Annotated in this window: 6 protein-coding genes; 3 read left to right on the top strand and 3 right to left on the bottom strand. The window is 46.0% G+C overall.

The features are described from left to right. Positions 1-100 precede the first annotated feature (100 nt). Positions 101-2,521 (bottom strand): acyl-CoA dehydrogenase, encoded by a 2,421-nt coding sequence (locus ACN0VI_RS08915; RefSeq protein WP_417446494.1) that lies wholly within the window; start codon positions 2,519-2,521, stop codon positions 101-103. Between the two features lie 218 nt (positions 2,522-2,739). Between ACN0VI_RS08915 and ACN0VI_RS08910 the strand changes: the two genes are divergently transcribed. Continuing rightward, entirely contained in the window at positions 2,740-3,576 is an 837-nt protein-coding gene (locus ACN0VI_RS08910; RefSeq protein WP_331890062.1) for a hypothetical protein, read from the top strand. Between the two features lie 133 nt (positions 3,577-3,709). Further along, a complete protein-coding gene (hrpA, locus tag ACN0VI_RS08905) occupies positions 3,710-7,645 on the top strand; it encodes an ATP-dependent RNA helicase HrpA (RefSeq protein WP_417446493.1) in 3,936 nt (1,311 codons plus the stop codon). Between the two features lie 36 nt (positions 7,646-7,681). Here the strand turns inward: hrpA and ACN0VI_RS08900 are convergent, their stop codons facing one another. Then, positions 7,682-8,947 carry a diguanylate cyclase gene (locus ACN0VI_RS08900; protein ID WP_417446492.1) on the bottom strand — a complete coding sequence of 422 codons (1,266 nt, stop codon included), beginning with the start codon at positions 8,945-8,947 and terminating at the stop codon, positions 7,682-7,684. Positions 8,948-9,641: 694 nt separating this feature from the next. On the opposite strand from ACN0VI_RS08900, the gene ACN0VI_RS08895 reads away from it, so the two are divergent. Continuing rightward, on the top strand, positions 9,642-11,801 hold the full coding sequence (locus ACN0VI_RS08895; RefSeq protein WP_417446491.1) for a collagen-like protein: 2,160 nt from the start codon (positions 9,642-9,644) through the stop codon (positions 11,799-11,801). A gap of 84 nt (positions 11,802-11,885) precedes the next feature. Here the strand turns inward: ACN0VI_RS08895 and cysZ are convergent, their stop codons facing one another. Continuing rightward, positions 11,886-12,701: a sulfate transporter CysZ gene (gene cysZ, locus ACN0VI_RS08890; RefSeq protein WP_417446490.1), complete on the bottom strand. Its 816-nt coding sequence runs from the start codon at positions 12,699-12,701 to the stop codon at positions 11,886-11,888. Positions 12,702-12,748: the final 47 nt, after the last annotated feature.

Below are 12,748 nucleotides of genomic sequence, written 5' to 3'. Positions count from 1 at the left end.
GGCCTTTTTTGAGATTTAATGCAAATTACAATGCATAAAAAAAGGCGTCCAGTTGGACGCCTTTCGAGGGGTGTTGCTTAGGGGTGTATCTCGAACATGGTTAAATTTTCTCGTGTACCATTTCTTCTGTTTCGAAGTCGTCGACGTTGATGATGTCGAGGCGTGCTTTTTCGGCTTCGATGATCAAGTTGTATTCATCATTAGTGATGATGTCTTCATTCTTGGCTTGCTCTGCGAAGATGACCACTTGATGGTTGTCTGGCTTGACGCCAAGTGTGGTGGCGATCTTTTTAACCAGTGGTTCAATTTCAAGTTGCATACGTAATGCGCGGTCGACTTTTGCAGCGTTGTTGAACTCTGCTGGAGTCTTGAACATGCCGTGGGTCAGTTCTTCTCGCATTGCGCCAGGCTCTTGTAATTGACGGGCCACTTTACGCTGTATTTTGTCGGATGGTGCTGACACTGGCATTCCTAATGGGAAGACCACGATACGCAGTAGTTTACCCATCCAGCTGATTGGGAAGTTACGCAATACGCCATCGGCTGCCATTTGGGTTTGGTGCAAGCAGTAGTCCAATGACCATTGCACGATCTCCCGATCATGCGCTGGGCGGCCTTTGTCTTCATAGAACTTCAGGACAGAGGAAGCGATGTACATGTAACTCAACATATCGCCTAAACGACCAGAAATCATTTCGCGACGTTTGAGTTCGCCGCCGAGCACACCCATAGTTACGTCAGACAAGAAGGCTAGCGTACTGGAGAAGCGAGTCAGCTGTTGATAGTAGCGACCTGTAAAGTCTGACTTTGGTTTGAATACCAGGCGACTGCCAGTTAAGCCAAGCCAGAAAGTTCGTATCTTATTGCTGGCAGCAAAACCAACGTGAGCAAACAAGGCTTTATCAAAATCTTTAACAGCCTGTTTGGTGTCCGGGTTTTGCGTGGCCGCAATCTCTTTTAAAACATAAGGGTGGCAGCGAATCGAGCCTTGGCCATATATAATCAGGCTACGCGTTAAGATGTTCGCACCTTCAACCGTAATAGAAATGGGCGCACTTTGGTACGCTTTGGCCATGTAGTTTTTCGGGCCCATGATAATCGCTTTACCGCCATGTACGTCCATGCCATCCACCGCAATTTCACGCGACATATTGGTGGTATGGCATTTCACAATCGCTGAAGCAACTGATGGTTTTTCGCCGGTATCAATACCGGCAGCGGTGAAGGTACGCACTGCATCAATCAGATAGGTTTTACCGGCAATGCGCGCCAGTGCTTCCATCACGCCTTCCATATAACCGACCGGAACTTTGAACTGCTTACGAATCCGCGCATAAGCGCCAGTGGTGTAGGCAACTGCTTTAGAGCCGCCAGTAGCGCCTGATGGCAATGAAATTGCACGACCGGCTGACAAGCAATCAACCAGCATGCGCCAGCCGATACCGGCGTTCTTTGAGCCGCCAATAATATAGTCCAATGGCATGAAAACGTCTTTACCAGTTGTTGGACCATTTTGGAATGGGGTGCTGATTGGGTGATGGCGACGACCAAAGTTAACCCCTGGTGTGTCAGTTGGGATCAGGGCACAGGTAATGCCTAAATCTTCTTCGTCACCGAGCAAACCGTCCGGGTCGTATAATTTAAAGGCTAGGCCGAGCAGGGTAGCGACGGGAGCAAGGGTAATATAACGCTTGTTCCAGGTCAGGCGCATGCCTAATACTTCTTCGCCGTTCCAATCGCCTTTGCAGATGATTCCTTTATCGGGAATTGCGCCGGCATCGGAACCTGCTTCAACTGCCGTCAAAGCGAAGCAAGGAACTTCTTCGCCACTTGCCAGGCGTGGCAGGTAATGTTTCTTTTGCTCTTCGGTGCCGTAGTGAAGCAATAATTCAGCAGGGCCAAGCGAGTTTGGTACTGACACGATACTGCCGACGGTGGCACTACAGGAATTAATCTTGGTTAAGACTTGCGACTGGGCATAAGACGAGAAACCTAAGCCGCCATATTCTTTTGGAATAATAAAGCTAAAGAAGCCGTTCTTTTTGATGTATTCCCACATTTTCGGTGGCATATCGCGGTCGTATTCCGAGATGGTCCAGTCATCAATCATCTTACACAGCTCTTCAACCGGGCCGTCAAGGTAGGCTTGTTCTTCTTTGCTCAGCTTGGCCGGTGGCACTTTATGCAGTCGTTTCCAGTTGGGCTTGCCACCAAAAACTTCCGCTTCCCACCACACAGTACCGGCGTCGAGCGCTTCTTGTTCGGTGTCGGAGATGGTTGGCATGATTCCCTTGAACACTTTCAATAACTTACCGGAGATGATTTGTCGTACCGGTTTAAGGTTCAGAGGGATAAAGATGGCGAGGAATACAACCCAGTGTACATAAGGAATGGACATCTGAAGGCTATAAAGTACCAGTATGGCTGCCACTGTTAACGTTGTTACTAGCAGGCTTAAACGATGGTATAGCGTGATGCCGAGAGCGACCAGCAAAACCAACGTGAGGATAAGTAAATTCATGAAATAACCTACCTTTTCAATATGATAATTTCTATTCGAGAGTTTCTATGTGAGAATCTATAGTGATTCATTAGCAATTTATCTGGTTTAGAATAACACATCGTACCAGTTTTGCTAGTGTGATTTTTTGTATCAAAGTTTGTAACTGCTTGAACTCAAAGAGTAGTTGTAACAATATAGGCGTGAACAAAATATAAAGATAAATTGAGGAGCGGGAAATGAAGCGTTTAGCTGTAGCTATTATCCACGGGATAGGTTCTGAGAAGGAATTTTTCTCTATTGAATTAAAACACCGTATTGTTCAGGAATATCTCAAAAGTGATCCGGATAACCGTATGGAAGACGATCTGTTGTTCCATGAGATTTATTGGGGTGATCTGGTTAAAGATGAACATGGTGAATTATTAAAGCAGTTGGATTATCGCGATGAACTGGCCTACAAGGGCGTTCGCAATATGTTTGTGGATTTCATGCGCTTGGGGCTTAGCTATCGCAAAGCTAGCGATAATGGTTTGTATGAAGCGATTCATGGTCGTATCAAAGAGAGCATGGCTAAATTTGCCACTCATCGCCATGTAGACACCGATTCAACGCCATTAGTATTGTTGGCGCACTCGTTTGGCTCGGTGATCATGTCTGATTATATTCATGACTTAGCCGGTAATGGCGAGGGTTTAAATCCCTTCGAGAGCTTCCAGACCTTAGCCGGCATCATCACTTTTGCAAGTCCATTAGGAGTCTATTCAGCTCATCATGATGATTTCCACGGGCCTATGCCGAAAGTGGGCAAAGCATTAGAAGAAGGGCTACAAGATCGCATTAAGTGGCTTAACTTCTATGATAAGGACGATGTGGTGGCTTATCCGCTTAAAAACGTCAGCGACGACTATAATCAAGCGGTTGATGAAGATATTGAAATTAACGTTGGTAGTGCTGCGACCTCCTGGAATCCAGCCTGTCATACGGGTTACTGGGAAGACAAAGACTTCTACAAGCCTGTGGCAAAATATCTGGGTGAAGTTCGCGCACCACATGATTTCTGGAAATTGTCATAGTCAGTAATTTAAGCGACAATAGCGACATCGTTTATTCAAGCTCCTGTTAATTATCGATATCACTCGGTGATTGGCAGGAGCCTGTTTATTTAAGTTCATTCATTATTGATGTCCTGAGTGTTTATCGTCGTTTATGTCAAAACAACCAACTGTTTCCAAAAAGCCTGCCTCTGACAAGTCTTCTAGCAATAAGTCTTCGATTCAAACTCTGATCTCAGAACAAGTGACTCAATGTCAGCTTGTGGATCAATTTGAGCTCAATAAGCTGAAGTCCATTATTAGCAAACGACAGAAAAGCAATCAGCCAGTCAGTAAGCTGATCAGTAAAGCCGAACAAATTCTTCAGGACTCAAAGCAGATAGTCGAGCAACGACAAAATCTCATCCCCACCGATATCGAATTCGATATGGCCTTGCCGGTGTGTCAGGCAAGAGATGATGTGCGTAAAGCGATTGAAGAGAATCAGGTGGTGGTGATTGCGGGGGAAACCGGGTCAGGAAAAACCACGCAGTTGCCGAAAATCTGTTTGCAGTTAGGTTTAGGCGTTTATGGCAAGATTGGTCATACTCAGCCGAGACGAGTGGCAGCGACCAGCGTTGCGCGACGGATTGCCGAGGAATTAAAGTCTGAGCTGGGACAGCTTGTCGGCTATAGCATTCGATTCAATGACCAGTCTAGTCCGGTAACACCTGTTCGCGTAATGACTGACGGTATCCTGCTCAACGAGATTACTCATGATCCGTTACTGCGCCAATACGACACCTTGATCATTGATGAAGCTCATGAGCGAAGCTTAAATATTGATTTTCTATTGGGGTATATCAGAAATATTTTACCCAAGCGGCCTGATCTTAAAGTCATCATCACTTCTGCGACCATTGACGTGGAGCGTTTTTCTAAGCATTTTGCTATTAATGGTAAGCCCGCTCCAATCCTTGAAATCAGCGGTCGGACTTATCCGGTCGATGTTTGGTATCGACCTGATGATGAAGAGAATCCCAGCCCGCAAGTTGAACGTATTGGTCATGCGGTCGATGAGTTAATCAGCTATGCACCGGGCGATATTTTGATCTTTCTTTCTGGTGAAGCTGAAATTCGCGAAACCGCTAAGTTCCTGCGTAAAGACCGCTTTCAGGGTTGCGAGGTGTTGCCTCTTTATGCGCGATTATCGATGCGTGAACAGGAAAAGATTTTCCATCCTTCCGGTGGCAAGCGACGCATTATTTTATCAACCAATGTGGCAGAAACCTCGGTAACGGTTCCGGGCATTCGATTTGTCATTGATCCAGGCTTTGCTCGTATTAGCCGTTATTCAGTGCGCAATAAAATACAGCGCTTACCGATTGAAAAGATTTCTCAGGCCAGCGCCAACCAGCGAAAGGGTCGTTGTGGTCGGGTCGCTGATGGTATCTGTATTCGTTTGTATGAAGAGGATGATTTTTTAAATCGTCCTGAATTTACCGACGCAGAAATTCTGCGCACCAATCTTGCTGCCGTTATTTTGCAGATGAAGCAATTGGGTCTGGGCGATATTGAGGCCTTTCCCTTTATTGATGAGCCAGCACCAAAGCAAATCAGTGATGGTTTGAACTTATTGTCTGAACTACAGGCGGTTGATGGCAAGAAGCAGCTGACCCATATTGGTCGCAAGATGGCACGCCTGCCGATTGAGCCGCGTCTGGCTCGCATATTGCTTGCAGCAGAAGATGAGTCCTGTGTGAGAGAAGCTTTGATTCTGGCCGCATTCCTGTCGGTCAAAGACCCGAGAGAGTGGCCTTTTGAAAAAAGAGAACTGGCTCAGCAAAAACACGCCAAATACAAACATCCACAGTCTGACTTTATCGCCATCATTAATTTGTGGGACCATTTGCATAAGCAGCAGGAAGATTTAACCAACAGTCAGTTTCGTCGTTACTGTCAGGAAGAGTTGATTAACTTCAATGCCTATCGCGAATGGCGCAGTACATATCGTCAATTAAAGAGTTTGGTTAAATCTGCGCATCATCAGACCCAAAAGCAGTCAGAGCCTATCAATCCTGAGGACAAGGTATATTACGCCAAGCTCCACTCGATCTTGTTGACAGGGTTGCTGAGCTTTATTGGTCAAAAAGATATTGAGAAGGGTTATTTAGGCTCTCGCCAGACACGTTTTATGATTCATCCTCAGTCTGCCAACTTTAAAAAGCAGCCACCGTGGGTGATGGCTTTTGAGATTGTTGAAACCACACAGAATTATGCTCGCTTAACCGCCATGATTGAAACACCATGGATTGAAACCATCGGCAAGCATTTAATTAAGAGCCACTACTTTGATGCTCATTGGGAGAAAAAGCGTGGTGCCGTGGTTGCGTCATTGCAGCAAACTTTATTGGGCTTAAAGATTGTCTCCAATCGGACAGTGGATTACTCATCTATTGAGCCTGAGCTGTGTCGAGAGTTATTTATTCTGCACGGCTTGGTCCGTAGAGAGCTGGAGCCAAGGCATTCTTTTCAGCAGGATAATGAGCAATTATGGCTGGATGTCGAACAGGAAATTGCTAAAGCCAGACAGGCCGACATGCGCACCGATGAGCGCGATCTTGTTGCATGGTTTGATAAACGTCTGCCAGAGTCAATTTGTAATGTTAAACAGCTTAATCAATGGCTCAAGAAAAACGCTAAACAGAATAATCAGCTACTGACTTTGAACAAGGGTGTCCTGTTCAAAGCAGAGGAGCAGGACGCCAGTCTCTATCCAGAAAGCATTAAAGTTAAATCGATTGAATTACCGCTCAGTTATCACTTTGAACCGGGGCATCCGCAAGATGGTGTGACCGTCAAAATTCCTCAATCGCTGAGTCAACAATTTAAAGACTCAGATTTTGAGCGTCTGGTACCTGGTTTGCTGGAAGAAAAAATTGAATTCATGCTGCGCTCCTTGCCGAAACGGTTTCGCAAAAACTTTGTGCCAATTCCGCAGTTTGCTCAAGCCTGTTATGAACAGGTATTGGAGCAGCAGGGCAGCTTGATTGATATTATCAGTAAGCATCTATTTAAAATGACCGGCGTGATTCTGCCTAAAGAGGCCTGGCAGGAACTGAGTTTGCCAGAGCATTACTTAATGCGCTTCGAGATTGTTGGCGATAAAGGAAAGATTTTGAGTAGCGGTAGGACTCTTGAGCAGTCGCAAGAACTAAAGCAAGTTAAGGTTAAGACCAGGCAAAATCCTAAAAAGAAGGAAGAGACCTTTACCAACTGGCCCGATTCTTTTGTGAAAGAGGGGGTGTTCGAAGAGGCCGGCACTAAAATTCCGGTAACTTATGCGCTGGAAGATGGTGGCAACAAGGTGAGGATAGTTGCTGTGGTCAATAAGCGCCAGGCGGAGAATGTCCATGTGCGCGGTGTGTGCAGGTTGCTTGCGCTTGAAAAGTCACAGCTGCTCAGTTACCTGAAAAAGAAATATCACAACCGACAAAAACTAACCTTGTCAGTCAGTACCTTGTGTAGTGTTGATGAGTTGATTGATGACGCGGCGATGGCCTGCTTAAAAGATCTGGTACAAAAAAATATACCTTATGACAAGACTGCTTTTGACGCATTGTCGCGAAAGATTGAAAAAGAGTTGGTGCCTACTACGACCGAGTTGTTAGATGATCTGGTTCAGGTTCTGCAACTAAGAGCCAGCATATTGGCTGAGGCAAAAGGTTTAGGTAAAGCTCTACCGAGCACTCGAAAAGACATTGGCAGTCAATGCGACTATTTATTCCAGCCTGGTTTTTGTTTCAGGTTCGGCGCTACAAAGATAAAAGATTTTAAGCGCTATTTATCGGCCATTGAAAAGCGTATTGAGCGGGCAAAGCTGAATCCTCTGAAAGAGGCAGAGTCTTTATTAATGGTATCAGATTGGCTTGATGTGCGCGAAAGTCTAGCTGAGGACAATGCTATTCCATCCTTTGAAGTAGATGAATTTAACTGGATGCTTGAAGAGTTCAGAATATCATTATTTGCTCAGGGCCAGAAAACGCGCTTTCCGATTTCAGCCAAGCGTTTGCAGAAGTTTGTTGATGAGCTAGAGAGGCAGTATTACTGATTGGTATGAGGTGTTTCGATTCTGGGCTTGTTAGGCTTATGATTCTTCGGGAGTGATAACCACCTTGTTTCGGCCGGTTTCCTTTGCCTCATAAAGACATTTATCAGCAATTTCGATCATGCTATCTAAAACATGGTGACTGTTGATGTTCACTCCAATACTGATGGTCACCTTTACTTCCAAACCATCAATATCAATTGCTGTGCTTTCTACTCTCTTTAGTAATTTATCAAAGAATATTTCTGCATTTTCACGATTAATACCCACCATGTACATACAGAATTCTTCGCCGCCGAAGCGTGCTACTACGTCGGATTTCCGCACAGAGCTTTCCAGAATTTTAGCAATTTCAGTCAGAACTGCATCACCAACCTGATGCCCATACGTATCATTAACCTGTTTAAAGTGGTCAATATCAACTAATGCACAGGCTATTGGAGTGGAGTGTCGAACCGCTGAGTTATGCATCACTTCAACTAGCTCGTAGAAGTGGCGGCGGTTGTTAAGACCTGTCAGATAATCCTTGCTGGCTGCGGTTGTTAGTTTTTCATACTCAATGACTCGACCCGTATTAACCGCAACCCGTAAATAAAACTCTTCCGCTAAAAACGATTGCTTAATGATGAAGTCGTCAGCACCAAGCTTAAGAAAGTTAGCAGACATTAACACATCATCTCGGGCTGACATGCCAATAATAGCTAATTCCTGCTTGCTGTAGAGACGACGAATGTTTTTGGTTAAATCATAACCATTCATGGCTTCCATATCATAATCAGTGATGACCATTTTGATATCACGGTGCTGCTTTAAATGATCTAGGAGTTTCAGTGGGTCATTAAATTGCAGGGTTTGGTATTTATGGACGCTGAGCAGTGTGCTCATAATGCGCAGGCTGGTTTTAGAGTCGTCAGCTAAGGCAATTTTGATGCTAGGATTAATTTGTAGACGCTGTAAAGTCTCAATAATGTACTCGGTGACATAGTTATCGCTCTTGATAACATAATCCACGATGCGGAATTTCCAGATGTAGTTTCGAATCTCGGCGGTGATATCGCTGATCAGAACAATGGTAGGGATGCGCTTTTTAGCCATTAACTGTACAATTTCGCCTTCTGGCGCATCGGGCAAACGGAAATCTACCAGGCAGGCATCGATCTGTTCAATATCCAGGACATCCAGCAAAGCTTCCGCACTAGCATAGGTACCAACAGACATGACCTGGTAGTCCAGGCTTTCTGTGATCTTCTTTTCAATTAATGCGCAGAAAAATTTACTGTCGTCTACAACGAGTATGCTTTTCAAAGTGTTAGTATCTTTATTCCAATGGCCCGATTGTATAGGAGCTTATCTTTAAATGCACAGAAAGTTATTTCAATCTCCCTGTCCATGCACTCCATCCCCAGCTCCCATAGAGCCACTGTAAAAGGTTTTATGCTGAGGGTTAAAAGTTAAATGTAAAATTTGCAGGAGTATTTCTCAAAATATGAGCTGATTCACTGTATTAATCTTCGACACCCGTAAACGGGAGTAACTTTTAAGATTATAGAGTCCTTTTTGTAAAGAAGCTCTTTAGTACTTTTTCCTTGGTCTACTTTTTGTCTAATAAAACAACATCTTAATGCATATATGCATTAAGTGGATGTAAGGCCGCGGCTTTTATAATGTACTGACAAAAATTGGTGTAAAAAATCTTTAATAGCAGTCAATTTTTTTAACATCTGACTCCCTATATTCCCAAATTAATGTATCGAATTTTGACATTAGACAGGTTTTATCAATGCTCATATATTGCGGGCTGGAATCCTAAATTTGTTACATCGCCTTTTATTATCTCAAGTTAGTCAATTCTTGTAGTTCAAAGACGTCCTTTCAATTTTAGGGTAGCTAGATCTTGAAGCTCATTCGTCATCAGCCTGTGATCAGGGTGGTAGTGATTACGGGTTTTAAGAGCTTTTACTAGTTCGTTAACAATGGATGTTCAATGGAGGGAAAATTCATGAACACTAATCTTAAGACACTGGGTATACCCTTAGTGGGTCTTGGTTTACTGGTGTCAGCTCAACTAACTTTCGCAGCGCCAAAGATTCATGAGGTGCAACCTTATCCCTATGAATCACCGACAAACCTGGTGATTTGGGGCTCAGGCTTTGATGACCCACAGGTTTATTTTGGTACTCATGCCGATCCTTTGGTGATCAGTGCCGATCAGTCAGCTTGTGATGCCATGGCATTCAACCCAGCACCACCACTCGATCCGACTGATTTCCAATGTCTTGTGGTCGACTTGCCCTACGTTAACAACGGTTCACCCGCAGTACCTTCTGGTGATTATCTATTGAAGATAGTGGTTGAAGGCGGTGTAGATGTTTGTGGTGAAAAACCATCAGCACTGACTTTTAATTATATTCCAACCGACTGTAGCGGTCTGAATGCGCAGGGAGCAACATGTTCAGGTGATATGACAGGAGCCGTTGGTGCGACTTCCGTCAGTGTTTCTGGAAGAGACGCTGAAAAGTGGAGTTATCCAACCATGATTTATCCTGGTGAAGATGTTGTCTTTACTGCTGCTGGTAATAAGTGGGGAAATGAGCTTAATGTTAATTTCAGCGAAGGTGGTTTGGGCCAATCTATTGGCCTGCATACATCATGCTCGCAACCGCTATTTGTAGGTGATGTTTTTGGTAGCTTTGTATTGGTTGATTTTGTTGGTGAAGCCGGCGGTCCAAGTCAACAGATTGATCTATATGATCTGACTCTTGGAGGAGTTGGTCCACAAGGCCCTCAAGGTGAAAAAGGCGATCCTGGTGACACCGGCCCAGCAGGTCCACAAGGTGATACCGGCCCAGCAGGTCCACAAGGTGACACCGGCCCAGTAGGTCCACAAGGTGACACCGGCCCAGCAGGTCCACAAGGTGACACCGGCCCAGCAGGTCCACAAGGTGACGCCGGCCCAGCAGGTCCACAAGGTGACGCCGGCCCAGCAGGTCCACAAGGTGATACCGGCCCAGCAGGTCCACAAGGTGACACCGGCCCAGCAGGTCCACAAGGTGACGCCGGCCCAGCAGGTCCACAAGGTCCAGCAGGTCCTCAGGGTGAAACTGGTGCCACAGGTCCACAAGGCCCTAAAGGTGACACTGGTGATACTGGCGCTACTGGTCCACAAGGTCCTCAAGGTCCACAGGGTGATACTGGCGCTACTGGTCCACAAGGCCCTCAAGGTCCACAGGGTGATACTGGCGCTACTGGTCCACAAGGCCCTCAAGGTCCACAGGGTGATACTGGTGCTACCGGCCCACAAGGCCCAAAAGGTGACACTGGTGATACCGGTGCAACTGGTCCACAAGGTCCTCAGGGTGATACTGGCGCTACCGGTCCACAAGGTCCTCAGGGTCCACAGGGTGATACTGGCGCTACTGGTCCACAAGGCCCTCAAGGTCCACAGGGTGATACTGGCGCTATAGGTCCGCAAGGCCCTCAAGGTCCACAAGGTGATACTGGTGCCACAGGTCCGCAAGGTCCAAAAGGTGACACCGGCGACGTCGGTCCAATGGGTCCACAAGGCCCTCAAGGTCCTCAAGGTCCTCAAGGTCCTCAGGGTGATACCGGTGCCACAGGTCCGCAAGGCCCAATGGGACCAATGGGTCCTCAAGGCCCTCAGGGTGAAAAGGGCGATACTGGAGATACCGGTGCTACCGGACCAGCAGGTCCTCAAGGTCCTCAAGGTGAAACTGGACCAGCCGGTGGAGGTTCAAATCTACTATGTTTCGCGACTGACCAGACAATTGGTTCGCAAGGCAAATACATGGGACTTGGCCAACAAGGTGGTCATCATGTTGAAGTGGGTGTCGTAGTTCCATTCCTTGAAGGTGCAATAGTCCAGCAGTTTGTGGTTAAAGCAGCGCAGGGTAATACGGCTCGCTCAGGTAAAGCTTGGGTTTACCATGACGGTCCAACCCAGTTTGGTCAGCCTTTAGGTACTTGTGACTTAGTACCCAGCGATCCGAATGAAGATAGAACGGTTTGTGGTGGTATTGCTGCAGGCGTGCTCAGTGATTTCGATAGCTTGAGTATCTTTATCAAAACTGACGATGGCCAAGGTAGTTTCGTAGGAGCTACTGCCTGCTTAATAATTGAGACTGAACCTCAGACTCTATAGCAAACATAGTTCTTAACCCCCAAGTGGCAATCTCCTAGCCACTTAACACGAGAACGCGCTACATAATGTGGCGCGTTTTTTTTATCAGACTCTTTTGTTTAGGGATGAATTCAGAGAAGTGTTACCTAGCATATCTTGGCGGTAATGCTCATACCACATCTTGGTGGCGCCGCAGACAGCGGCCGGCATGACCAGTAAATTAATAAAAGGAATCATGGTCATCAGCATGACCATAGCGCCGAAGCCGAAGGTTCCGCCACGTCTTTGCTGCAAGGCTTTGAGCATATCCTGAAATGGCACCTTATGGTTATCCATTGGGTAGTCGACGTATTGCACCGACATCATCCAGGCATTAAAAATAAACCAGATGAAAGGGAAAGCAAGTGCACCTATTAATGGTACAAATAGGATTAGAAGGCAGATCAAGGCTCTGGGGATGTAGTATTTGAGCTTGGTCCATTCGCGGCCAAATAACCGAGGGATATCTTTAACCAAGGCCCAGAAGCCCTGGTCTGGCAAGACCTTTTCCTCATTGCCAGCAGCTGCATGAAGTCTGTTTTCTACCGCTTCGGCTAACAGCCCGTTGAAAGGAGCTGCAATCCAGTTTGCCAGCATGGCGAAGAAGAAGAAAACGAACAAAATACCACCAATAATTACCACTGGCCACATCAACCAGGCAAGGGCTGTGCCCAGCCATTCCCAGGCTCCCCAGCTGGCGATGGTCTGTTCAACCCATTGTGACCACTCAGAAACCTGGGAAACTAATAAAATCAATGCAGTAGAGAGTAATATTAAATTAATTACTAAGGGGATCAGGACATATCGCTTGAGCCCTTTTTGGGTTAACATGCGGAATCCGTCGGCGAGATAGTGAGCGCCATGAAAAGTGTTTTGTGCCATGTCGATTTTTTTACTTATACTGTGTGCTTATTGGATTAAAATAATTT

Source organism: Kangiella sp. (assembly GCF_048265365.1).
Lineage (GTDB): Bacteria > Pseudomonadota > Gammaproteobacteria > Enterobacterales > Kangiellaceae > Kangiella.
Note: the sequence above shows the minus strand (reverse complement) of the source record. Positions and strands in the feature narration are given on the sequence as shown.

Coding starts and splice junctions, on each gene's coding strand:
- ACN0VI_RS08915 (WP_417446494.1), bottom strand. CDS start 2,521: ATGAATTTACTTATCCTCACGTTGGTTTTGCTGGTCGCTCTCGGCATC.
- ACN0VI_RS08910 (WP_331890062.1), top strand. CDS start 2,740: ATGAAGCGTTTAGCTGTAGCTATTATCCACGGGATAGGTTCTGAGAAG.
- hrpA (WP_417446493.1), top strand. CDS start 3,710: ATGTCAAAACAACCAACTGTTTCCAAAAAGCCTGCCTCTGACAAGTCT.
- ACN0VI_RS08895 (WP_417446491.1), top strand. CDS start 9,642: ATGAACACTAATCTTAAGACACTGGGTATACCCTTAGTGGGTCTTGGT.
- cysZ (WP_417446490.1), bottom strand. CDS start 12,701: ATGGCACAAAACACTTTTCATGGCGCTCACTATCTCGCCGACGGATTC.